22 protein-coding genes and 1 pseudogene are annotated in these 21,589 nt (G+C 69.2%); 9 read left to right on the top strand and 14 right to left on the bottom strand.

The window, feature by feature from the left end:
- The 3 genes and pseudogenes from AWC02_RS18525 to AWC02_RS18515 all read right to left on the bottom strand — a co-directional run.
- Positions 1–194: pseudogene (locus AWC02_RS18525) on the bottom strand (hypothetical protein); the annotation flags it as partial.
- Positions 195–241: 47 nt separating this feature from the next.
- On the bottom strand, positions 242–2,977 hold the full coding sequence (gene polA / locus AWC02_RS18520; protein WP_085130165.1) for a DNA polymerase I: 2,736 nt from the start codon (positions 2,975–2,977) through the stop codon (positions 242–244).
- Positions 2,978–3,006: 29 nt separating this feature from the next.
- Positions 3,007–3,294: a putative quinol monooxygenase gene (locus AWC02_RS18515; protein ID WP_085130164.1), complete on the bottom strand. Its 288-nt coding sequence runs from the start codon at positions 3,292–3,294 to the stop codon at positions 3,007–3,009.
- Positions 3,295–3,408: 114 nt separating this feature from the next.
- Here AWC02_RS18515 and AWC02_RS18510 point away from each other — a divergent pair, with 114 nt between their 5' ends.
- From AWC02_RS18510 to AWC02_RS18500, 3 genes are read left to right on the top strand one after another with little or no spacing between them, the layout of a single operon-like run.
- Positions 3,409–3,858: a Zn-ribbon domain-containing OB-fold protein gene (locus tag AWC02_RS18510; RefSeq protein ID WP_085130163.1), complete on the top strand. Its 450-nt coding sequence runs from the start codon at positions 3,409–3,411 to the stop codon at positions 3,856–3,858.
- Entirely contained in the window at positions 3,851–5,047 is a 1,197-nt protein-coding gene (locus AWC02_RS18505) for a lipid-transfer protein (RefSeq protein ID WP_085130162.1), read from the top strand. The genes AWC02_RS18510 and AWC02_RS18505 overlap by 8 nt, the downstream gene beginning before the upstream one ends.
- Positions 5,048–5,058: 11 nt before the next feature.
- The gene (locus AWC02_RS18500; RefSeq protein ID WP_085130161.1) at positions 5,059–5,289 is read left to right on the top strand and encodes a DUF167 domain-containing protein; all 231 of its coding nucleotides are present in this window, start codon (positions 5,059–5,061) and stop codon (positions 5,287–5,289) included.
- Between the two features lie 36 nt (positions 5,290–5,325).
- Here the strand turns inward: AWC02_RS18500 and prcA are convergent, their stop codons facing one another.
- From prcA to dop, 4 genes are all read right to left on the bottom strand, one after another.
- On the bottom strand, positions 5,326–6,048 hold the full coding sequence (gene prcA, locus AWC02_RS18495; protein WP_085130160.1) for a proteasome subunit alpha: 723 nt from the start codon (positions 6,046–6,048) through the stop codon (positions 5,326–5,328).
- Positions 6,045–6,926 carry a proteasome subunit beta gene (gene prcB, locus AWC02_RS18490; protein WP_085130159.1) on the bottom strand — a complete coding sequence of 294 codons (882 nt, stop codon included), beginning with the start codon at positions 6,924–6,926 and terminating at the stop codon, positions 6,045–6,047. The genes prcA and prcB overlap by 4 nt, the downstream gene beginning before the upstream one ends.
- Entirely contained in the window at positions 6,923–7,117 is a 195-nt protein-coding gene (locus AWC02_RS18485; protein ID WP_024441366.1) for a ubiquitin-like protein Pup, read from the bottom strand. The genes prcB and AWC02_RS18485 overlap by 4 nt, the downstream gene beginning before the upstream one ends.
- Positions 7,118–7,199: 82 nt before the next feature.
- Complete coding sequence (gene dop, locus AWC02_RS18480; RefSeq protein ID WP_085130158.1) at positions 7,200–8,708, bottom strand: depupylase/deamidase Dop; 1,509 nt, start codon at positions 8,706–8,708, stop codon at positions 7,200–7,202.
- 91 nt (positions 8,709–8,799) lie between these two features.
- On the opposite strand from dop, the gene AWC02_RS18475 reads away from it, so the two are divergent.
- The gene (locus tag AWC02_RS18475; protein ID WP_085130157.1) at positions 8,800–9,432 is read left to right on the top strand and encodes a hypothetical protein; all 633 of its coding nucleotides are present in this window, start codon (positions 8,800–8,802) and stop codon (positions 9,430–9,432) included.
- Positions 9,433–9,435: 3 nt separating this feature from the next.
- On the opposite strand, the gene arc is transcribed toward AWC02_RS18475, so the two are convergent.
- Positions 9,436–11,262 (bottom strand): proteasome ATPase, encoded by a 1,827-nt coding sequence (gene arc / locus AWC02_RS18470; RefSeq protein WP_085130171.1) that lies wholly within the window; start codon positions 11,260–11,262, stop codon positions 9,436–9,438.
- A gap of 166 nt (positions 11,263–11,428) precedes the next feature.
- On the opposite strand from arc, the gene AWC02_RS18465 reads away from it, so the two are divergent.
- From AWC02_RS18465 to AWC02_RS18455, 3 genes are read left to right on the top strand one after another with little or no spacing between them, the layout of a single operon-like run.
- The gene (locus AWC02_RS18465; protein ID WP_085130156.1) at positions 11,429–11,923 is read left to right on the top strand and encodes an MTB12 family secreted protein; all 495 of its coding nucleotides are present in this window, start codon (positions 11,429–11,431) and stop codon (positions 11,921–11,923) included.
- A gap of 11 nt (positions 11,924–11,934) precedes the next feature.
- Complete coding sequence (gene lppK, locus AWC02_RS18460; protein ID WP_085130155.1) at positions 11,935–12,468, top strand: lipoprotein LppK; 534 nt, start codon at positions 11,935–11,937, stop codon at positions 12,466–12,468.
- Positions 12,469–12,470: 2 nt separating this feature from the next.
- On the top strand, positions 12,471–12,764 hold the full coding sequence (locus tag AWC02_RS18455; protein WP_085130154.1) for a DUF503 domain-containing protein: 294 nt from the start codon (positions 12,471–12,473) through the stop codon (positions 12,762–12,764).
- A gap of 13 nt (positions 12,765–12,777) precedes the next feature.
- Here the strand turns inward: AWC02_RS18455 and AWC02_RS18450 are convergent, their stop codons facing one another.
- Positions 12,778–13,614, bottom strand: coding sequence for a tRNA (adenine-N1)-methyltransferase (locus tag AWC02_RS18450; protein ID WP_085130153.1), 837 nt, complete (start codon positions 13,612–13,614; stop codon positions 12,778–12,780).
- Positions 13,615–13,679: 65 nt separating this feature from the next.
- Between AWC02_RS18450 and AWC02_RS18445 the strand changes: the two genes are divergently transcribed.
- Both AWC02_RS18445 and AWC02_RS18440 read left to right on the top strand, forming a co-directional pair.
- The gene (locus tag AWC02_RS18445; RefSeq protein ID WP_085130152.1) at positions 13,680–14,489 is read left to right on the top strand and encodes a RecB family exonuclease; all 810 of its coding nucleotides are present in this window, start codon (positions 13,680–13,682) and stop codon (positions 14,487–14,489) included.
- A complete protein-coding gene (locus tag AWC02_RS18440; RefSeq protein WP_085130170.1) occupies positions 14,486–15,271 on the top strand; it encodes a thioesterase family protein in 786 nt (261 codons plus the stop codon). The genes AWC02_RS18445 and AWC02_RS18440 overlap by 4 nt, the downstream gene beginning before the upstream one ends.
- Positions 15,272–15,279: 8 nt before the next feature.
- On the opposite strand, the gene AWC02_RS18435 is transcribed toward AWC02_RS18440, so the two are convergent.
- The 5 genes from AWC02_RS18435 to metH all read right to left on the bottom strand — a co-directional run bounded on the left by AWC02_RS18435 (position 15,280) and on the right by metH (position 21,467).
- Positions 15,280–15,762 carry a DUF4126 family protein gene (locus tag AWC02_RS18435; protein ID WP_085130169.1) on the bottom strand — a complete coding sequence of 161 codons (483 nt, stop codon included), beginning with the start codon at positions 15,760–15,762 and terminating at the stop codon, positions 15,280–15,282.
- Between the two features lie 71 nt (positions 15,763–15,833).
- Positions 15,834–16,694, bottom strand: a complete 861-nt coding sequence (gene hisG, locus AWC02_RS18430) for an ATP phosphoribosyltransferase (RefSeq protein ID WP_085130151.1) — start codon at positions 16,692–16,694, stop codon at positions 15,834–15,836.
- Positions 16,695–16,696: 2 nt separating this feature from the next.
- Positions 16,697–16,978 (bottom strand): phosphoribosyl-ATP diphosphatase, encoded by a 282-nt coding sequence (locus AWC02_RS18425; protein WP_085130150.1) that lies wholly within the window; start codon positions 16,976–16,978, stop codon positions 16,697–16,699.
- A 6-nt stretch (positions 16,979–16,984) separates the two neighbouring features.
- On the bottom strand, positions 16,985–17,695 hold the full coding sequence (locus tag AWC02_RS18420; protein WP_419179293.1) for an HAD family hydrolase: 711 nt from the start codon (positions 17,693–17,695) through the stop codon (positions 16,985–16,987).
- 31 nt (positions 17,696–17,726) lie between these two features.
- Positions 17,727–21,467 (bottom strand): methionine synthase, encoded by a 3,741-nt coding sequence (gene metH, locus AWC02_RS18415; RefSeq protein ID WP_085130149.1) that lies wholly within the window; start codon positions 21,465–21,467, stop codon positions 17,727–17,729.
- Positions 21,468–21,589: the final 122 nt, after the last annotated feature.

Below are 21,589 nucleotides of genomic sequence, written 5' to 3'. Positions count from 1 at the left end.
CGCAGCGCGAACAACTCCCCAATCGCGGCCAACTGCGCCGCCGCGGCCCGATTCTCCGCCCGCGCCGTTGCACAGATGTGTTCCACGAGGGCAGCCGACTCCGGTGTCTTGGGCGGATAGCGCCGCCGGAACCGCTCGTTGAGCCGGGCGATCGACTCCTCGGTGGGAACCGTCAACCCGGATTGTTCGAACATAGGTTCGATTGTAGTGACGGGGTCCGACAACAATGCCCCGCCGCGGATCAGTGCGCGGCAGCGTCCCAACTGCGCCCGTAGCCCACGGCGACCTCCAGCGGCACGCTGAGCGGATAGGCGCTGCCCATATGAGCGCGCACCAGGGCTTCCAGCGCCTCGCGTTCGCCGTCGGCCACCTCGAACAGCAGCTCGTCGTGCACCTGCAGCAGCATCCGCGAACGCAGGCCCGAGTCCTTCAGCGCCCGGTCGACGTTGATCATCGCCACCTTGATGATGTCGGCGGCGCTGCCCTGGATCGGGGCGTTGAGCGCCGCCCGCTCCGCGGACTCCCGCACCTGGCGATTGCTGCTGTCCAGCTCCGGCAGGTAGCGGCGCCGGCCCAGCACCGTCGAGGTGTAGCCGTCCTTGCGGGCCTGCTCGACCACCTCGTGCAGGTAGTCGCGCACCCGGCCGAAGCGGTCGAAGTAGGCGTCCATCTGCTCTTTGGCCTCTTCGGTGGAGATCTTGAGCTGGGCGGCCAGCCCGTAGGCGCTCAGCCCGTACGCCAGGCCGTAGGACATCGCCTTGACCCGCCGACGCATGTCCGGGGTCACCTCGTCGATGGGCACCGAGAAGGCGCGCGACCCGACGAACGAGTGCAGGTCCTCACCGGTGTTGAACGCCTCGATGAGGCCCGCGTCGCCCGACAGGTGCGCCATGATGCGCATCTCGATCTGGCTGTAGTCGACGGTCATCAACTCGCGGTAGCCCTCACCGACCACGAACCCGTCCCGGATCTGCCGACCGGCGTCGGTGCGGATCGGGATGTTCTGCAGGTTGGGCTCGGTGGACGACAACCGCCCCGTCGCCGCGATCGTCTGATTCAGGGTGGTGTGGATCCGGCCGTCGGAGGCAACGGATTTGAGCAGCCCGTCGACGGTCACCTTCAGCCGGGTGACATCGCGGTGGGTCAGCAGGTGCTCGAGGAACGGGTGGCCGGTCTTGTCGAACAACGACTGCAGCGCGTCAGCATCCGTGGTGTAGCCGGTCTTGGTCTTCTTGGTCTTCGGCATGCCCAGCTCGTCGAAGAGCACGACCTGCAGCTGTTTGGGCGAGCCCAGGTTGATCTGCTTGCCGATCACCGCGTAGGCGGCCTCGGCGGCGTCGCGAATCTGGTCGCCGAACCGGCTCTGCAGCTGGCTCAGATGATCGAGGTCGACACCGATCCCGGCGTGCTCCAACTCGGCCAGCACCTGCTGCAGGGGCAACTCGATGTCGGCGAGCAGGCCGGCCGAGTCGATGCGGGCCAGCTCGGTGTCGAGCGCGTCGGCCAGGTCGGTGACCGCCCGGGCCCGCAGAATCGCGGTCTGCACGGCCTGATCATCGACGCCGTCGGTGTCGTCGAGCAGCGAAAGCTGCTGTTGCTCATCGGTTTCAGCGCGCAGTTCCCGGCGCAGGTAGCGCACCGAGAGGTCGTCGAGGCTGAAGCTGCGCTGGCCGGGCCGCACCAGGTAGGCGGCCAGGGCGGTGTCGGCGGTGACGCCGTCCAGCCTCCAGCCGCGCCCGGCCAGGTCGTGGATGGCCAGCTTGGCCTCGTGCAGTGCCTTGGGCTTTTCCGGGTCGGCCAACCAGGCGGCCAGCGCGGCGTCATCTTCGGCGGTCAGCGTCGCGGTGTCGATGTAGCCGCCCTCGCCGTCCGCCGAGGACAGGGCCAGGGCGGTGGCGTCGCTGTCGAAGCTGCGGTGGGTGCCGATGACGGCCAGCCCGGTACGGCGACCGTCAGCGGCGTGCTGGGCCAACCAGGACGCCACCGTCCCGGGCTCCAGGGCGCCGCCCCGCACCTCGAAGCCCTCCTCGGCCTCGGCCACCGTGCCGCCGGCGGTGGACAACGTCTCGAACAGCCGGTCGCGCAGCACCCGGAACTCGAGGTCGTCGAAGAGCTGATGGATCTGCTCGCGGTCCCAGGGCACCAGCCGCAGGGTGTCCGGGGTCTGGGCCATCGGCACGTTGCGCACCAGGTCGGTCAGTTCGCGGTTGAGGATCACGGTGGACAGGTTGGCGCGCAACGCATCTCCGACCTTGCCCTTGACCGTGTCCACCTGGTCCACCAGCCCCTGCAGAGACCCGTACTCCGAGATCCACTTCGAGGCGGTCTTCTCCCCCACGCCGGGAATGCCCGGCAGGTTGTCGCTGGGGTCGCCGCGCAGCGCCGCGAAGTCCGGGTACTGCGTCGGCGTCAAGCCGTACTTCTCGACGACCGCGTCCGGGGTGAACCGGGTCAGGTCGCTGACGCCCTTGCGGGGGTAGAGCACGGTGATGTTCTCGTTGACCAGCTGCAGCGCGTCGCGGTCGCCGGTGACCACCAGCACCCGGTAGCCCTCGGCGTCGGCCTGGGTGGCCAGGGTGGCGATCAGGTCGTCGGCCTCGTAGCCGGGCTCGGACAGGGTGGTGATGCCCAGCGCCGCCAACACCTCTTTGGTGATGTCGATCTGGCCGCGGAACTCATCAGGAGTGCTCGAGCGGGTGGCCTTGTACTCCGGGAAGCGCTCGGAGCGGAAGGTCTGCCGGGAGACGTCGAACGCCGCGGCCACGTGGGAGGGGGCCTCGTCGCGCAGCAGATTGATCAGCATTGCGGTGAACCCGTAGACGGCGTTGGTGGTCAGGCCGCTGCGTGTCTTGAAGTTCTCTGCGGGAAGTGCGTAGAAGGCGCGGTAGGCCAGCGAGTTTCCGTCGAGAAGCAGCAGCGTCGGTTTGGTCTGGGTGTCTTGCGCAGCAGCGGTGGGGGCGGTCTGGGCTGGGCTCACGGAGACAACTCTAGGCACTGCCGCCGACGTCAGGTCAGCGGTCGCTCCTCGGTGACCTCGTACTCGGCGACCGCGGCCGAGAGGATCGCGGCGGCCTGCTCGTCGCTGGGCCCGCTGCCGCGGAACGCTTCCACCGCGGCCCGCGACTCCCACCGTTCGAAGATGTCGACGCGGCTCGGGTCGAGCAGGTCGGCGGTGATCGCAAAGTCCAGGCATCCCGGTGCGCTGCGAGCCAGGCGCACCACATCGCGGCACTGTTGCAGATAACCGTCCCGCTGACCGGGATCCACCGTCAGATGTCCTGCGACGATCACCATTGCCGAAACCCTCCGCCGACGCGTCTGATCAGGCCACCATAGGTCGGCACACTCGGCGTCCCAGCAACTGGAACACGTTTCAGTTGCACCGCCGGTGTTCGGTACGCTGACCGGGTGCCAGATGTAGCCTCGCAGCCCGCGATCGACGGTTGGTATGCCACCGACGACGCCGGCCTCCCCCACCTGATCGGCGCCAAGTGTCCGCAGTGCGGCACCTATGTGTTCCCGCCGCGTGAGAACAACTGCCCGAACCCGGCCTGCGACGGCGACACCCTGGAACCCGTCGCACTGTCCCGGCGCGGCACCATCTGGAGCTACACCGAGAACCGCTACCTGCCGCCGGCCCCGTACCCGCCGAGCGACCCGTTCGAGCCGTTCGCGATCGCCGCGGTGGAACTGGCCGCCGAAGGCCTGATCGTGCTGGGCAAGGTGGTCGAGGACACGCTTGCCGCGGACCTGAAGGTCGGCATGGAGATGGAACTGACCACCATGCCGCTCTACACCGACGACGACGGCGTCACGCGCACGGTTTACGCGTGGAAGAAGGTGGACTCCAATGGCTGAACCGCTGTACATCCTGGGCGCGGGCATGCACCCGTGGGGCAAGTGGGGCCGCGACTTCACCGAGTACGGCGTGGTCGCCGCCCGCGCCGCGCTGGCCGACGCCGGCCTGAACGCCCAGCAGATCCAGTTCATCGCCGGCGCGGACACCATCCGCAACGGCTACCCGGGCTTCATCGCCGGTTCGACGTTCGCCCAGAAGCTGGGCTGGAACGGCGTCCCGGTGTCGTCGAGCTACGCGGCCTGCGCCTCGGGTTCGCAGGCCCTGCAGAGCGCCCGGGCCCAGATCCTGGCCGGTTTCTGCGACGTGGCGCTGGTGATCGGCGCCGACACCACCCCCAAGGGCGCGTTCGCCCCGGTCGGCGGTGAGCGCAAGAATGACCCGGACTGGCAGCGCTTCCACCTGATCGGTGCGATGAACCCGGTCTACTTCGCGCTGCTGGCCCGCCGCCGGATGGACCTCTACGGTGCCACCGCCGAGGACTTCGCCCAGGTCAAGGTGAAGAACTCCCGGCACGGCCTGTCCAACCCGAATGCGCGCTACCGCAAAGAGGCCGCGGTGGCCGACGTGCTGGCCAGCCCGGTGGTCTCCGACCCGCTGCGCCAGCTCGACATCTGCGCGACCTCTGACGGTGCCGCCGCGTTGATCGTGGCCAGCGCGGACTTCGCGAAAAAGCACCTGGGTTCGCTCGAGGGCGTGCCGGCGGTGCGCGCGGTGTCCACGGTGACTCCGCGCTACCCGCAGCACCTGCCCGAATTGCCGGACATCGCAACCGATTCCACCGCGGTGGTGCCGGCCCCGGACCGGGTCTTCAAGGACCAGATCCTGGACGCCGCCTACGCCGAAGCCGGGATCGGGCCCGAGGACGTCAGCCTGGCCGAGGTCTACGACCTGTCCACCGCGCTGGAGATCGACTGGTACGAGCACCTGGGTCTGTGCGCCAAGGGCGAAGGCGAGCAGCTGCTGCGCAGCGGCGCCACCACGCTGGGTGGCCGGGTGCCGGTGAACCCGTCGGGCGGGCTGGCCTGCTTCGGCGAGGCGATCCCGGCGCAGGCGATCGCCCAGGTCTGCGAGCTGACCTGGCAGCTGCGCGGTCAGGCCACCGGCCGGCAGGTCGAGGGCGCCAAGGTGGGTGTGACGGCCAACCAGGGCCTGTTCGGCCACGGCTCCTCGGTGATCGTCGCCCGGTAATTCGCCGCGCGATGACCGAAACCGTCGTCGTCAGGGTCAAACCGGGCAGCCGCAAAGGCCCGCTCGTGGAGACCGATGACGACGGCCAGCTGACCGTCTACGTGCGCGAACCCGCCGTGGACGGCAAGGCCAACGCCGCCGTCATCCGGGTGCTGGCCGAGCATTTCGGCGTCCCGCGCACCCGGGTGGAACTGGCCTCCGGCGCCGGCGCCCGGATCAAACGCTTCCGGATCGATCGCTAGCCGCGCCGTCGACGGCACACACCGCCGGCGGCGCCGTCAGGAACTGGCTTCGGCTTGCGGCAGCATCGATTCCAGCGCGGCGCGGGTGATCCGCCTAAAGGCACGCTTGGGCCGGTTGGCGTCCAGGATGGCCACCTCCAGGGTGCCCGGACCCAGCTCGCGCGGCTCGGAACCATTGCCGGTGTCGGTCTGTTTGAGTGCGTTGACCGCGATGTGCAGCGCATCCGCCAGTTCCGCGTTCTCGGCGTAAGACTCCTTGAGCGCGTTGGCGACCGGCTCGGTGGTGCCACCCATCACCACGAAGTGCGGTTCGTCGGTGATCGACCCGTCGTAGGTGATGCGGTACAGCTCCGGCGCTTTCGTCTGGCCCTGGTAGGCGACGCCGGCCACGCACAACTCCACCTCGTAGGGCTTGGCCTGCTCGGTGAAGATGGTGCCCAGTGTCTGCGCGTAGACGTTGGCCAGCTGCCGGGCGGTGACATCGCGCCGGTCGTAGGCGTAGCCGCGGGTGTCGGCGAACTGGATGCCGCCGCGCCGCAGATTCTCGAACTCGTTGATGCGGCCCGCCGCGGCGAAACCCACCCTGTCGTAGAGTTCGCTGATCTTCTGCAGTGAGCGCGAAGGGTTTTCGGCCACGAACAACACGCCGTCGGCATAGGCCAGGGCCACCACACTCCGGCCGCGGGCGATGCCCTTGCGCGCGAGCTCGCTGCGCTCGCGCATCGCCTGCTCGGGCGAGATGAAATACGGGAAGCTCATTTCTTGCCCCGCTTGGTCGCCGGTGCCGGATCGCTTCCGCGCGTGCGGTTCTCGACCACCGCACGGGCCAGTTCGGCGATCCGCTCCTCGGGGATCTCGACGGCGCCGTGAGCGTCGATGGCGACCGCCGTCGGGTAGATGCCACGCACCAGGTCCGGCCCGCCGGTGGCCGAGTCGTCGTCGGCGGCGTCGTAAAGCGCCTCGATGGCGACCCGCAGCGCGGAGTCCGAATCGGTGATCTGGCTGTAGAGCTTCTTGATGGACGACTTGGCGAACAGCGAGCCCGAGCCCACCGCCTGGTAGCCCTCGCTCTCGACGTTCCAGCCGCCGGCGGCGTCGAACGACACGATGCGCCCGGCGGCCTGCGGGTCCTCGGCGTCGATGTCATAACCGGCCAGCAGCGGCAGCGCCACCAGGCCCTGCAGCGCGGCGCCGAGGTTGCCGCGCACCATGGTCGACAACCGGTTGACCTTGCCGGCGAACGTCAGCGGGACGCCTTCAAGCTTCTCGTAGTGCTCGAGTTCGACGGCGTAGAGCCGGGCGAACTCGACGGCGATGGCCGCGGTTCCGGCGATACCGGTGGCGGTGTACTCGTCGGTGACGTACACCTTCTGCACATCGCGGCCGGCGATCATGTTGCCCTGCGTGGAACGCCGGTCGCCGGCGATGACGACCCCGCCCGGATACGTCAGCGCCACGATGGTGGTGCCGTGCGGCAGCTGCTCACCGGCACCGCCGGGGATGGCGGCGCCGGTCGGCAGCAGCTCCGGAGCCTGCAGCCGCAGGAACTCCGAGAACGAGGACAGCCCTACACCGGTGAGCGAAAGTGCGGGGAGTGCTGAATTGAGGGGCAGACGATCACGCGACAGCCAGGTCACTGGCCGCCCTTTTGGACGTAGGCGCGCACGAAGTCCTCGGCGTTCTCCTCCAGCACGTCGTCGATCTCATCCAGCAGGTCATCGGTGTCCTCGGTGAGCTTCTCCCGGCGTTCCTGGCCCGCCGCAGTGCTTCCGGTGAGATCGTCGTCGTCTCCGCCGCCGCCGCCGCGCTTGGTCTGCTCCTGAGCCATTGCTGCCTCCTGAATCTCATCGGCCGCGCATCACCGCTTCCAGTTTCTCCACCCTACCGGTCAGCGCCGACGTTGCCGGGGTCTAGGTAGTGAGTTGCTGGACCAGTTCGGCCGCGCTGTCCACCGAGTCCAGCAGTGCCCCGACGTGCGCCTTACTGCCGCGCAGCGGCTCCAGCGTGGGGATCCGGACCAGCGAATCGCCGCCCAGGTCGAAGATGACCGAGTCCCAGCTCGCGGCGGCGATATCGGCCCCGAACCGGCGCAGGCACTCGCCGCGGAAATAGGCGCGGGTGTCAGTCGGGGGGTTGTCGACCGCCGCCAGCACCTGCTGCTCGGTGATCAGGCGCCGCATCGAGCCCCGCGCGACCAGGCGGTTGTACAGGCCCTTGTCCAGCCGCACGTCGGAGTACTGCAGGTCGATCAGGTGCAGCCGGGGCGCCGACCAGCTCAGGTTCTCGCGCTGCCGGAAGCCCTCCAGCAGCCGCAGCTTCGCCGGCCAGTCCAGCAGATCCGCACACTCCATCGGATCGCGCTCCAGCTGATCGAGCACCCTGGCCCAGGTCTCGATGATGTCGGTGGCGCGCGGATCCGGATCGCGGGCCTCGACCAGTTTGGCCGCTCGCTCCAGGTAGATCCGTTGCAGCGCAAGGCCGGTCATCTCGCGGCCGTCCGCCAGCGCGACGGTCGCCCGCAGCGTCGGGTCCCGGCTGATCACATGCACCGCCCGCACCGGCCGGGCCAGCACCAGATCGCTGAGGTCGATCCCGTGCTCGGCCCCCTCCTCGATCAGGTCCAGGACCAGCGCGGTGGTGCCCACCTTGAGGTAGGTCGACGTCTCAGCGAGGTTGGCGTCGCCGATGATGACGTGCAGCCGGCGGTATTTGTCGGCGTCGGCGTGCGGTTCGTCGCGGGTGTTGATGATGCCGCGCTTGAGCGTGGTCTCCAGGCCCACCTCGACCTCGATGTAGTCGGCGCGCTGGGAGAGCTGAAAGCCCGGCTCGTCGCCGGCCGGGCCCAGCCCGACCCGCCCGGAACCGGTGACCACCTGCCGCGACACCAGGAAGGGCGTCAGGCCGGAGATGATCGCCGAGAAGGGCGTCTGCCGGCTCATCAGATAGTTCTCGTGGGTGCCGTAGGAGGCGCCCTTGTTGTCGATGTTGTTCTTGTACAGCTGCAGCTTGGCCGCGCCCGGAACGCTGGCCACATAGCGGGCGGCGGCCTCCATGACACGCTCACCGGCCTTGTCCCAGATCACCGCGTCCAGCGGGTCGGTGACCTCGGGCGCGGAGTATTCGGGATGCGCGTGGTCGACATACAGCCGCGCCCCGTTGGTGAGGATCATGTTGGCCGCGCCGACCTCGTCGGCGTCGATGATCGGCGGCGGCCCGCTCGAGCGGCTCAGGTCGAAGCCACGGGCGTCTCGCAGCGGCGATTCCACCTCGTAGTCCCAGCGGGTGCGCTTGGCACGCGGGATTCCCGCGGCGGCCGCGTAGGCCAGCACCGCCTGGGTGGAGGTGAGAATCGGGTTGGCTGTCGGGTCCGACGGCGAAGCGATGCCGTACTCCACCTCGGTCCCGATGATCCGCTGCATACGGTTCAGCCTAAAGGGGTGCGCAGGTGCTCGAGGAACGAGACCGTCACAGGTGTTGACGCTGGCTTGGGCCGGTGGCTAATTTCACCCGATGCCCGCCGAACAGACCCGCCGAATCACCACCGACGTATCCGGCCGCCGTTACGGCGAGGTGCTGCTCGTCGAGGTCGGTGAGTCCGGTCCGCGCGCCACCGTCTACAACACCTTCCCGCTGAACGACTGCCCCGCCGAGCTGTGGGCCGCACTGGACCCGCAGGCCATCGCGGCCGAACACGGCGCGGCCATGGTGCTGCTCAACGGCCCGCGCTACTGGCTGATGAACAGCATCGAAAAGGCGCCACAGGGCCCGCAGGTCACCGCCACCTTCGGCGGCATCGACATGATCCGGCAGGCCGAGGTGGCGCTGTCGTCGATGAATCCGGGGCCCTACACCGTCAATGAGGTGGACCGGCATGCGGTGTTCGTCTTCGATGCCGGCGAACAGATCTACGAGCTGATCGACCCCGACGGGCGCCGCTGGGTCATGCAGACCTGGAGCCAGGTGGCCGACCCCGCCCTGTCGCGCGAGGACCTCGCCGGTCTGGCCGGCCGGCTCAACCTGCCACCCGGCTGGAGCTACCAGCCGCGCGTGTTGTCCAGCCCACTGCGCGTGGACACCACAGCCCAGGCCGCCCGGGTGTTACAGGACGATCTGACCAACAGCTACTCGCTGCACAGCGGCTAGCAGCTACAGGTACTGGCCCAGGTTGGACTCGGTGTCGATCGCCCGGCTGGCGCTGGAGCTCTTGCCGGTGACCAGGGTGCGGATGTAGACGATCCGCTCCCCCTTCTTGCCCGAGATCCGCGCCCAGTCATCGGGATTGGTGGTGTTGGGCAGGTCCTCGTTCTCGGCGAACTCATCGACGATCGAGTCCAGCAGATGCTGGATACGCAGACCGGGCTGACCGGTCTCCAGCACCGACTTGATGGCGTTCTTCTTGGCCCGGTCCACGACGTTCTGGATCATGGCCCCGGAGTTGAAGTCCTTGAAGTACATGACCTCTTTGTCACCGTTGGCGTAGGTGACCTCCAGGAACCGGTTGTCGTCGATCTCGGCGTACATCCGGTCGACGACCTTCTCGATCATCGCCTTGATGCAGGCCCCGCGGTCCCCGCCGAACTCGGCGAGGTCATCGGCGTGCACCGGCAGGGTCTCGACCAGATACTTCGAGAAGATGTCTTGCGCGGCTTCGGCATCCGGGCGCTCGATCTTGATCTTCACGTCGAGGCGGCCGGGCCGCAGGATCGCCGGGTCGATCATGTCCTCACGGTTGGAGGCGCCGATCACGATGACGTTCTCCAGCCCCTCCACACCGTCGATCTCGCTGAGCAGCTGCGGCACCACCGTGGTCTCCACGTCCGAGGAGACACCGGTGCCACGGGTGCGGAAGATCGAGTCCATCTCGTCGAAGAACACGATGACCGGCGTGCCCTCCGAAGCCTTCTCGCGGGCCCGCTGGAAGATCAGCCGGATGTGGCGTTCGGTCTCTCCGACGAACTTGTTCAGCAGCTCAGGGCCTTTGATGTTGAGGAAGTACGACTTCGCCTCGTGGGCGTCGTCGCCGCGCACCTCGGCCATCTTCTTGGCCAGCGAGTTGGCCACCGCCTTGGCGATCAGCGTCTTACCGCAGCCGGGCGGCCCGTAGAGCAGCACCCCTTTGGGCGGGCGCAGCGCGTACTCGCGGTAGAGATCCTTGTGCAGGAACGGCAGTTCCACCGCGTCGCGGATCTGCTCGATCTGGCGCGTCAGCCCACCGATATCGCCGTAGCTGACATCGGGAACCTCTTCGAGCACAAGATCTTCGACCTCGGCCTTGGGAATGCGCTCGAAGGCGTAGCCGGCCTTGGTGTCCACCAGCAGCGAGTCGCCGGGGCGCAGCTTGCGGGGACGCCGATCATCGGACAGCCCATCGGGGTTGCTGTCCGGAAGGTCCGCGGCCACCAGGGGTTCGGCCAGCCAGACGATGCGCTCCTCGTCGGCGTGGCCGACAACCAGCGCGCGGTGCCCGTCGGAGAGGATTTCGCGCAGCGTGGATATTTCGCCGACCGATTCGAAATTCCCGGCTTCGACGACCGTCAGCGCTTCGTTGAGCCGGACCGTCTGGCCCTTCTTCAACGTCGACAGGTCGATGTTGGGCGAGATGTTCAGCCGCATCCGCCGGCCCGAGGTGAACACGTCGACGGTGTCGTCGTCGTGGCTACCCAGCAGCACGCCGTAGCCGCTGGGCGGCTGGCCGAGCCGGTCGACCTCCTCGCGCAACGCCAACAGCTGCTGACGCGCCTCCTTGAGGGTGTCCATCAGCTTGCTGTTTCGCGTGGTCAGGGCGTCGATGTGCGCTTCGAGCTGACGGACGTCGCGGCCCACACGCGCGGTGTCCCGCGGCGAGCTCTCGACCTGGGCGCGCAGCATCGCGGCCTCGCGGCGGAGCTCTTCCAACTCGGCGAAGTCGTCGCCGGATGTGCCCGGTCCCCCGGGCGCGTCGAAGGCCTCCGGCCGCGGCGACTCTTCTCCCATGTTGCTCATGGTGCGCTCCTTTCCCGAACTGGAAGTTGAAGCGACGGGTACCTCAACGCTACCGGCCATTGTGCATTCGCGGGGCGAGCGGCAATCCGACACTCCGTCTGCGCTGCTAGCCTCGCTCTCAAATCGGGTGATCACGAGCGCTGACGAAAGGATCCCAGTGACCACGAAATCCCTAGCCACACGCCTGGCGGCGATCGCCGCAATCGGCGCGGCCGCCGCGGCTGTGAACTCTCTGGCAACACCGGCACCGGCCGCCGCGCAGGCCCCCACGACGGTGTTCTTCGCCCCGTTGCCGCTGGACCCTGCCGCCGCGGCGCCCGCCGCCGAGGAACTGGCCGGGGTGCTCAACACGCTGGCCGACCCCAACCTCCCCGCCGCCGGGAAGTCACACCTGGTCGAAGGTGGCCTCGGCGGACCGGAGTCATCGATTCTGGACCGCCGGCTCAAGAAGGCCGCGCAGAACGGCGCCCTGCCGCTGTCGATCAGTGTGGCCAATGTCGCACCGGCCGGCCCGGGCGCGGCCAGCGCCGACGTCACCGCGTCGTCGCCCAAGCTGGAGCCGCACACGGTCAATCTCACCTTCGTCGACCAGGGCGGCTGGAAGCTGTCCCGGGCGTCGCTGCTGTCGCTGTCCCAGCTGACGTCGCACTGACCGCACGCCCGATGCACCGGCACCGCCTCGCCGTCACCGCCGCGCTCGCGGCGGTGCTGGCGCTGGCGGGCTGCGGCCAGAAGCCGGCGCCGCAGCCCGAGGCCGAGCCTCCCCCGGTGACGTCCACGACGGCGCCGGCACCGGCGTCCGAGTCGGCGCTGCCGGTGGCCGAGGCGCTGACCGATGTGCTCTACCGGTTGGCGGACCCCGACGTGCCCGGTACCGACAAGCTGGTGCTCATCGAGGGCGCCAAACCGGCCGACGCCGCGACCATCGACAAGTTCGCCACCGTGCTCAAGGACGGCGGATATCTGCCGTTGAGCCTGCAGGCCGACGCCATCGACTGGTCGGACCGCTCCCCGGGCCACGTGACGGCCGATGTCACCGTCGAAACGGCCAACCCCGACACCGGCACGTTCTTCTTCCCCATGGAGTTCGCCCCGAACCACGGCGACTGGCAGCTGTCGCAGGCCACCGCCAAATCCCTGTTGGCGTTCGGCAACGCCCGCACCGGCAGCACCGAACCGGCGCCGCCGCCGCCCTGACGATGTGGATCGGCTGGCTGGAATTCGACCTGTTGCTCGGTGACGTGCGTTCGCTCAAGCAGAAGCGCTCGGTGGTGCGCCCCATAGTCGCGGAGCTCCGCCGCAAGTTCGACGTGGCGGCGGCCGAGACGGGATCGCCGGATCTGTACCGGCGCAGCGGAATCGGAGTGTCGGCGGTCTCCGGCGACCACAGCCACCTGGTGCAGATCCTGGACGCGGCCGAGCGGCTGGTGGCGGCCCGCCCGGAGATCGAGCTGCTCTCGGTGCGCCGCGGACTGAGCCGCAGCGACGACTGACGGTCCCCGACCGCTACGGACGGCCGCGCTTGCGCCCCAACCGAGTCGGGGTGACGGTGCCCGGAGCCAGTCGGCGGGCGCAGACCAGGAACGCGGTGTGGCCGCGCATCGCATGCTGCGGGCGCACCGCCAGGCCGACCACGTTCCAGCCGCGCTGCATGGTCTCCCAGGACCGCGGCTCGGTCCAGCACTGCTGTTCGCGCAGCGCCTCGTTCACCTGGGAGAGCTGGGTGACGGTGGCGACGTAGATCACCAGCACCCCGCCGGGGATCAGCAGCCGCGCCACGGTGTCGAGGACCTCCCAGGGGGCCAGCATGTCCAGCACCACCCGATCGATCGATCCGTCGGGCAGGTCGGCGTCGGCCACGTCGCCCATCACCAGCTGCCAGTTGTCGGGCTGCTCCCCGAGGAAGGTCTCGACGTTGGCGCGGGCGTGCACGGCATGGTCGTCGCGCAGCTCGTAGGAGATCACCCGGCCCGTCGGGCCGACCGCGCGCAGCAGCGACAGGGTCAGGGCTCCCGAGCCCGCCCCGGCCTCGAGCACCCGCGCGCCCGGGAAGATGTCGCCCTCGTGGATGATCTGCGCGGCATCCTTGGGGTAGATGACCTGGGCGCCGCGCGGCATCGACATCACGTAGTCGACCAGCAGCGGGCGCAGCACCAGGAACGCGTCGCCGTTGGCGGACTTGACCACGCTGCCGTCGGGCAACCCGATCACCGCGTCGTGGGGAATGGCCCCGCGGTGGGTGTGGAAGTCGCCGCCGGGCACCAGCACGGTGGTGTAGCGCCGGCCTTTGGCGTCGGTGAACTGGGCCCGATCGCCCGCCTGAAAGATCCCGGATTCGGACACAGCCGTCCACCCTACGCAGCGTGTTCGCGGCGGGTTGTCGGTGCCTGCCCGTAGTGTTCCCGGGTATGAGCAGGCCGGCACTGTCCCCGTCACGGGCGGCCGACTTCAAGCAGTGTCCGCTGCTGTACCGCTTCCGGGCCATCGATCGGCTGCCGGAACCGTCCTCGGCCGCCCAGCTGCGCGGCTCGGTGGTGCACGGCGCGTTGGAGCGCCTCTTTGCCCTGCCGGCGGCCCAGCGCGACCCCGAGACCGCCCAGGGCCTGGTGGCGCCGGCCTGGGAACAGCTGCTCGACGCCGCGCCGGACTGCGCCGCCGGACTCGATGCCGAGCAGCTCATGTCCGAGGCGCGCAAGCTGCTGGCCGGCTACTACCGGCTGGAGGATCCCCGCCGCTTCGACCCGCAGAGCTGCGAGCAGCGGGTGGAGGTCGAGCTGGCCGACGGCACCCTGCTGCGCGGATTCGTCGACCGCATCGACGTCGCGGCCACCGGTGAACTGCGGGTGGTCGACTACAAGACCGGTCGGGCTCCGGCGGCGGCGGAGCGGCTTCCCGGCGCCGAGTCGAAGGCACTGTTTCAGATGAAGTTCTACGCCGTGGCGCTGTTGCGCTCCCGCGGCGTGCTGCCCGCACGGCTGCGGCTGATCTACCTGGCCGACAGGCAACTGCTGGACTACGCCCCCGATCACGGCGAGCTGCTGCGGTTCGAGAAGACCTTGGTCGCGATCTGGCGCGCCATCCAAACCGCCGGTGCCACCGGAGATTTCCGGCCACAGCCGTCACGCCTGTGCGACTGGTGCGCACACCGTGCGCTGTGTCCGGCCTACGGCGGGACCCCACCGCCCTACCCCGGCTGGCCGGCGGACAGCGCGGCGTGACCGGCAGCTACTACCACCGGGCAAGCGGTGCGGGCCCAGACGACGTGGTCTACCGGCCCAGCGACCTGACCCGCAGCAACTGGGGCCCCCTGCAGCACGGTTCACCGCCGCTGGCGCTGCTCACCCGCGAGGTCGAGCACCTGCTCGCCGGATCGGATCAGCGGGTGGCCCGGCTGAGCCTGGACATCCTGGGGGCGGTCCCGCTGGCCCCGGTACGGGTGGCGGCCCGGGTGCAGCGGCCGGGCCGGCGGATCCGGCTGCTGGAGGCCGAGATGCTCAGCTGCGACGATGACCGGCCGGTGGCACGGCTGAGCGCCTGGGCGCTGGCCACCTCGGACACCGCGGCGGTGGCCAGCGACCGGCACGAGCCCCTGGCCAGCGTGCCGCCGCTGCCGCCCCCGGACTGGTTCGCCCAGGCCAGCGGGTACGCCGAGTCGGTCACGTGGCGCGTACAGCCCGACGCCCCCGACGGCTCGGCGATCGCCTGGCTGACCCCGCAGGTGCACCTGGTGGACGACGAGCCGACCACCGCGCTGCAGCGGCTGGCGATGGTGGTGGACTCCGCGAACGGAGTAGGCGCCGCACTCGACGTCGACGAGTACATGTTCATGAACACCGACACCGTGGTGCACCTGCACCGGCTTCCTGCCGGAACCGAATTCGGCCTGCGCGCCCGGGCCTCCATCGGGCCGGACGGAGTGGGTGTGACCACGGCCGAGCTGTTCGACCACCACGGGTTCATCGGGACATCGGCGCAGGCGCTGCTGGTGCAGCGGCGCTGACGGGCTGCTCAGACCACCGCGGTCAGGGCGGCGATCGCGAAACCGCCCAGCACCGCGATGGCGTCCTCCGCAAATGCGATCGGCCGATCGCGGCCGCCGTTGGCGGCAACCAGGCGCTGGCGCATGTTGAAGCCGACCAGGGTGCCGATCACCGCCCCGATGATGCCCGCACCGAGTGCCGTCCAGGTGTAGTTCCAGGCCGTGCCGAGCACCGCGCCGGCGAACCCACCCAGCACGAGCCGCGCGCCGAACTGCACGGGCACGGTGCGCGCCGGCGTGCGGGGCAGCTGATCGGTGATGAGTTCACCGATCGCCAGCAGCGTCAGGATGGTGACGGTCACCGGATGTGTCAGCCACTCGGCCCACGTCCCGTTCAAGTTGATCCAGTGCAGCACGGCCGCCCAGGCCATGACGGCCGGCGCGGTGAACGCCCGCAGCCCGGCGACGGCACCGATGAACAGCGCGAGCACCAGCACGATGAAATGCGTCACCACAACCTCCCGGGCCAGTCGAGCCGACCACCGGACGCTAACACGGCGAAGCCCCGGCTACCGGGAGTGATTCAAAATCGGCAGAACCGAATATCCGAGGCCAGGATGGCTTTGGCTCCGATGGCGGCCAACTCGTCCATGATCGCGTTGACCTCGCGGCGGGGCACCAGCGCGCGCACCGCCGCCCAGTCCGGGTCGGCGAGTGGGGCGATCGTGGGCGACTCCAGCCCGGGGGTGATCGCCGTGGCCTGGTCGAGCACCACACGCGGGCAGTCGTAGTCGAGCATCAGATACTGCTGGCCGAACACCACACCCTGCACCCGGGCGGCCAGCTGGTCGCGGGCGGCGGCGGTTTCGGAGCTGCGGCCGTTGGGCTCGGCGCCCTCGATGAGCACCGCCTCGGAGTCGCACAGCGACTCACCGAAGGCCACCAGGCCGTGCTGGCGCAGCGTGCGCCCGGAGCCGACCACGTCGGCGATCGCGTCGGCCACCCCCAGCTGGATCGAGATCTCCACCGCCCCGTCGAGGCGGATGACGGTGGCCTCGATGCCCTTGGCGGCCAGGTCCCGGCGGACCAGGTTCGGATAGGCGGTGGCGATGCGCTTGCCGGCCAGGTCCGCGGCGACCCAGTCGCGCCCGGCCGGGGCGGCGTAGCGGAACCGTGAGGATCCGAAACCCAGCGCCAGCCGTTCGGCCACCGGGGCCCCCGATTCGGCCGCCAGGTCGCGGCCGGTGATCCCGAAGTCGAGTTCCCCGGAGCCGACGTAGATCGCGATGTCCTTGGGCCGCAGGAAGAAGAACTCGACCTTGTTGACCGGATCGAGGACCGTCAGGTCTTTGGCGTCGGTGCGGCTGCGGTAGCCGGCCTCCGACAGCATTTCCGCGGCAGCTTCACTGAGCGCGCCCTTGTTGGGCACCGCGACACGCAACATGCTCACAGCTTTCTGTACACGTCGGACAGCGTCAGCCCGCGCGAGATCATCAGCACCTGGGTCCAATACAGCAGCTGACTGATCTCACCGGCCAGCGCGTCGTCGGACTCGTGCTCGGCGGCCAGCCACACCTCGCCGGCCTCCTCCAGGATCTTCTTGCCGACGGTGTGCACCCCGGCGTCCAGGGCCGCCACGGTGGCACTGCCGGCCGGGCGGGTGGCGGCGCGCTCACCGAGCTCGGCGAACAGCTCCTCGAAGGTCTTCACGAGCAGCGATTGTTTCATGCGACCTCAGGAGTGCTCACGTGGGTTTCCGGCGGAGGCCGGTTGCGAGTCGCCCAGCCGGACGCAGATCTGGTGCAGGTCTGCCAGCCCGAGCCCACGCAGCGACGTCACCTGGTGGCGCCGGGCGCCGCCCGGCACCGGGAGCGCATTGGGCACCACCAGCACCGGGCAACCCGCCGCCTCGGCCGCGGCGGCCCCCGTCGGCGAGTCCTCCACGGCCAGACACCAGCGCGGGTCCAGCTCCAGCAGCTGCGCGGCACGCAGGTAGGGATCCGGCGCCGGCTTGCCCGCCGGCACCTCGTCGCCGCAGACCACGGCCGAGAAATAGTGCCGGCCGATGCTGCCCAGCGCCCGCTCGGCCAGCATGCGCGGAGTGTTGGTCACCAGCGCCGTCGGCATCGCCGCGGCGGCCAGCGCCTCGAGCAGGTCCTGTGCGCCGTCGCACCAGGGCAGGCCCGCGTCGAACAGCTCTCCGGTGTAGTCGTGCAGCCAGCGCGCCGATGCCGCCATGGCTGCCGGGTCACGCGGAAGGCCGAGGTCGTCGTAGACGATCCGCATGGTGTTCTCGGCGCAGCCCCCGACCGTCGCCGCCCGGACCTCGGGCGTCAGGACCCCGCCGAGGCGGTCATAGAGCGCTTCCATGGCGACATCCCACAGCTTTTCGGAGTCGACAAGGGTGCCGTCCATGTCGCAGAGCACCGCGCGCAGCACAGTCATAGCAGAATCGTGTCCCCCGGCCCGGTAGGGCTCAGTCCTCCGGGTTGTAACCGAGGTTGGGCGCCAGCCAGCGCTCGGCCTCGGGCAGGGTCCAGCCTTTGCGCCGGGCGTAGTCGGCGACCTGGTCCTGGGCCAGCCGGCCGACCACGAAGTACTGCGACTGCGGGTGCGCGAAATACCAGCCGCTGACCGCGGCGCCGGGCCACATCGCCATCGACTCGGTCAGTTCGATGCCGGTGCGGGCCTGCACGTCCATCAGCTTCCACAGCGTCGCCTTCTCGGTGTGCTCCGGGCAGGCCGGGTAGCCGGGCGCCGGGCGGATGCCCTGGTACTTCTCGGCGATCAGCGCCTCGTTGTCCAGGTGCTCGTCGGGCTGGAATCCCCAGAACTCCGTGCGAACCCGCTGGTGCATCCGCTCGGCGAAGGCCTCCGCCAGCCGGTCGGCGATCGACTCCAGCAGGATGGCGCTGTAGTCGTCGAGGGCGGCTTTGAACTCCGCGATCTTCTCGCCGCTGCCCAGGCCTGCGGTGACGGCGAAGGCGCCCATGTAGTCCGCCAGGCCCGTTTCTTTGGGCGCGATGTAGTCGCCCAGCGACCGGTTCGGGACACCCTGGCGGTGCTCGCCCTGCTGGCGCAGGTTGTGCAGCGTGGCCAGCACCTGGGTGCGGGTCTCGTCGGTGTAGAGCTCGACGTCGTCACCGACCGCGTTGGCCGGGAAGAACCCGATGACGCCGTTGGCCGTCAGCCACTTCTCCGCGATCAGGGTGTCGAGCATCGCCTGCGCGTCGTCGTAGAGCTTGCGGGCGGCCTCCCCGGAGACCGGGTTGTTGAGGATGTCGGGGAAGCGGCCCTTCATCTCCCAGGCGTTGAAGAACGGCTGCCAGTCGATGTACTCGCGCAGTTCGGCGAGGTCGTAGTTGTGGAACTCCCGCACCCCCAGCCCCTGGGCCGGCACCGGCGGCGTGTAGCCGTCCCATTCGATGGGCGTCCGGTTCGCGCGGGCCTTCTCCAGCGTCACCATGGGCCGCTCGTTCTTCTGGGCGTGCCGTTCCCGCAGGGACGCGTAGTCGGCCTCGGTGGCCTCCAGCAGCGCCGGCCGCTGCTTGTCGTCGAGCAGCGCGGCGGCGACCGGCACCGAGCGGGAGGCGTCCTTGACCCAGACCACCGGGCCGCTGCGGCGCGGCGAGATCTTGACCGCGGTGTGGGCGCGCGAGGTGGTCGCCCCGCCGATCAGCAGCGGGATCTCCAGGCCTTCGCGTTCCATCTCCACGGCGAAGTTGACCATCTCGTCCAGCGACGGGGTGATCAGGCCGGACAGGCCGATGATGTCGGCGTCGTGTTCCGCCGCCGCCGCCAGGATCTTCTCGGCGGGCACCATCACACCGAGGTCGACGACGGTGTAGTTGTTGCACTGCAACACAACTCCGACGATGTTCTTGCCGATGTCGTGGACGTCGCCCTTCACGGTCGCCATCACGATGGTGCCGTTGGTGTTCTCGGCGTCGCCGGGCTGCTTCTCCGCCTCGATGTAGGGCAGCAGGTAGGCCACGGCCTTCTTCATCACCCGGGCCGACTTGACCACCTGGGGCAGGAACATCTTGCCCGCGCCGAACAGGTCGCCGACGACGTTCATGCCGTCCATCAGCGGGCCCTCGATCACCTCGATCGGTCGCCCGCCGGCGGCGGCGATCTCGGCCCGCAGCTCCTCGGTGTCGGCGTCGACGTGCGCGTCGATGCCCTTGACCAGGGCGTGGGTGATCCGCTCGCGGACCGGAAGGCTGCGCCACTCCGCCGCGGCGGGATCTTCGGCCTTCTCGGAGGTGTTGAACCGTTCGGCGATCTCCAGCAGCCGCTCGGCGGCATCGTCGCGGCGGTTGAGCACGACGTCCTCGATCCGCTCCCGCAGTTCGGGGTCGATCGAGTCGTAGGGCACCAGCGCTCCGGCGTTGACGATGCCCATGTCCAGCCCGGCCTTGATGGCGTGGTAGAGGAACACCGCGTGGATCGCCTCGCGGACCGGGTTGTTGCCCCGGAACGAGAACGAGACGTTGGAGATGCCGCCGGAGATGTGCACCCCGGGCAGGTTCTCCTTGATCCAGGCGCAGGCCTTGATGAAGTCGATCCCGTACGTCGCATGCTCCTCGATGCCGGTCGCCAGCGCGAAGCAGTTCGGGTCGAAGATGATGTCCTCGGCCGGGAAGCCGACCTGTTCGGTCAGGACCCGGTAAGCGCGCCCACAGATCTCCTTGCGGCGCTCCAGGTTGTCGGCCTGCCCCTGCTCGTCGAAGGCCATCACGACGACGGCGGCGCCGAATTTGCGGCACAGCCGTGCCTCGCGGATGAACTTCTCCTCGCCCTCCTTCATGGAGATCGAGTTGACGATCGGCTTGCCCTGCACGTTCTTCAGGCCGGCCTCGATCACCTCCCACTTGGAGGAGTCGATCATCACCGGGACTCGGCTGATGTCCGGCTCGGAGGCGATCAGTTTGGTGAAGCGGTCCATCGCGGCGACGCCGTCGATCATGCCCTCGTCCATGTTGATGTCGATGACCTGCGCACCGACCTCGACCTGCTGCAGCGCCACCGACAGGGCGGTGTCGTAGTCCCCGGCCTTGATCAGGTTGCGGAACCGGGCGGAGCCGGTGATGTTGGTGCGTTCACCGATGTTGACGAACAGGGAGTCGTCGGTGATGTTCAGCGGTTCCAGGCCGGCCAGCCGGGTGGCCAGCTCGACCGTGGGCACCTCGCGCGGCGCCTTGCCCTCGACGACCTCGGCGATTGCGGCGATGTGCGGCGGCGCCGTGCCACAGCAGCCCCCGACGAGGTTGACCAGACCGGCGTCGGCGAAGTCGGCGATGTAGCCGGCCTGGCGCTCCGGGGTCTCGTCGTACTCGCCGAAGGCGTTGGGCAGCCCGGCGTTCGGGTAGCAGGACACGAAGGTGTCGGCGATCCGCGACATCTCGGCGATGTAGGGCCGCATCTCCGGGGCGCCCAGGGCACAGTTGAGGCCGATCGCGATCGGCTTGGCGTGCCGGATCGAGTTCCAGAACGCCTCGGTGACCTGACCGGACAACGTGCGCCCGGAGGCGTCGGTGATGGTGCCGGAGATGATGACCGGCCAGCGGCGTCCGCGCTCCTCGAACAGCGTCTCCACGGCGAACACCGCCGCCTTGGCGTTCAGCGAGTCGAAGATCGTCTCGATGATCAGGATGTCGGCGCCGCCGTCGACCAGGCCGTTGGCCGATTCGAGGTAGGCAGCGACCAGCTGGTCGTAGGAGACGTTGCGGGCGCCGGGATCGTTGACGTCCGGGGAGATGGACGCCGTCCGCGTGGTCGGGCCGATGGCGCCCGCCACGTACCGGGGCTTGTCGGGGGTGCTGAAGCCGTCGGCGGCCTTGCGGGCCAGCGCGGCACCGGCGTAGTTGAGCTCGTAGCTCAGGTCGGCCATGCCGTAGTCGGCGAGCGAGACCGCGTTCGCGTTGAACGTGTTGGTCTCCAGGATGTCGGCGCCCGCCTCCAGATACTCGCGGTGGATGCCCTCGATGATCTGCGGCTGCGTCAGCGTGAGCAGGTCGTTGTTGCCCTGCAGGGCGGTCGGCCACTCGGTGAACCGGTCGCCGCGGTAGCCCGCCTCGTCCGGGCGGTCGCGCTGAATCGCCGTGCCCATCGCGCCGTCGATCACCATGATCCGCCGGCGCAGGGTGGCGCTCAGCTCGTCGGTGCAGTCCGGGCGAATGTTGGGTTCAAAGGCGTTCACGCGGTTCCCTTCCATGGCGGAAGGCGTCCTTAACTCTGCCGAGCGTGGCGGCTGCCGGCAGGACCGGCGAACCGTTGCAACGCCTCTCGACGGTGAAAAGTCTACGTCGTCATCCGGGCGCGGGGACAAAGGGTCCG

Source organism: Mycolicibacter engbaekii (assembly GCF_002101585.1).
In the GTDB taxonomy this organism is placed as follows: domain Bacteria; phylum Actinomycetota; class Actinomycetes; order Mycobacteriales; family Mycobacteriaceae; genus Mycobacterium; species Mycobacterium engbaekii.
The sequence above is the reverse complement of the archived record's forward strand: the minus strand, read 5'-3'. Positions and strand labels throughout refer to the sequence as shown.

Coding starts and splice junctions, on each gene's coding strand:
- dop (WP_085130158.1), bottom strand. CDS start 8,708: ATGCAGCGGATCATCGGGACCGAGGTGGAGTACGGCATCGCTTCGCCG.
- AWC02_RS18455 (WP_085130154.1), top strand. CDS start 12,471: ATGTGGATCGGCTGGCTGGAATTCGACCTGTTGCTCGGTGACGTGCGT.
- metH (WP_085130149.1), bottom strand. CDS start 21,467: ATGGAAGGGAACCGCGTGAACGCCTTTGAACCCAACATTCGCCCGGAC.
- AWC02_RS18425 (WP_085130150.1), bottom strand. CDS start 16,978: ATGAAACAATCGCTGCTCGTGAAGACCTTCGAGGAGCTGTTCGCCGAG.
- AWC02_RS18420 (WP_419179293.1), bottom strand. CDS start 17,695: ATGACTGTGCTGCGCGCGGTGCTCTGCGACATGGACGGCACCCTTGTC.
- AWC02_RS18485 (WP_024441366.1), bottom strand. CDS start 7,117: ATGGCTCAGGAGCAGACCAAGCGCGGCGGCGGCGGCGGAGACGACGAC.
- hisG (WP_085130151.1), bottom strand. CDS start 16,694: ATGTTGCGTGTCGCGGTGCCCAACAAGGGCGCGCTCAGTGAAGCTGCC.
- AWC02_RS18500 (WP_085130161.1), top strand. CDS start 5,059: ATGACCGAAACCGTCGTCGTCAGGGTCAAACCGGGCAGCCGCAAAGGC.
- arc (WP_085130171.1), bottom strand. CDS start 11,262: ATGGGAGAAGAGTCGCCGCGGCCGGAGGCCTTCGACGCGCCCGGGGGA.
- AWC02_RS18505 (WP_085130162.1), top strand. CDS start 3,851: ATGGCTGAACCGCTGTACATCCTGGGCGCGGGCATGCACCCGTGGGGC.
- AWC02_RS18475 (WP_085130157.1), top strand. CDS start 8,800: ATGCCCGCCGAACAGACCCGCCGAATCACCACCGACGTATCCGGCCGC.
- AWC02_RS18515 (WP_085130164.1), bottom strand. CDS start 3,294: ATGGTGATCGTCGCAGGACATCTGACGGTGGATCCCGGTCAGCGGGAC.
- AWC02_RS18445 (WP_085130152.1), top strand. CDS start 13,680: ATGAGCAGGCCGGCACTGTCCCCGTCACGGGCGGCCGACTTCAAGCAG.
- lppK (WP_085130155.1), top strand. CDS start 11,935: ATGCACCGGCACCGCCTCGCCGTCACCGCCGCGCTCGCGGCGGTGCTG.
- prcA (WP_085130160.1), bottom strand. CDS start 6,048: ATGAGCTTCCCGTATTTCATCTCGCCCGAGCAGGCGATGCGCGAGCGC.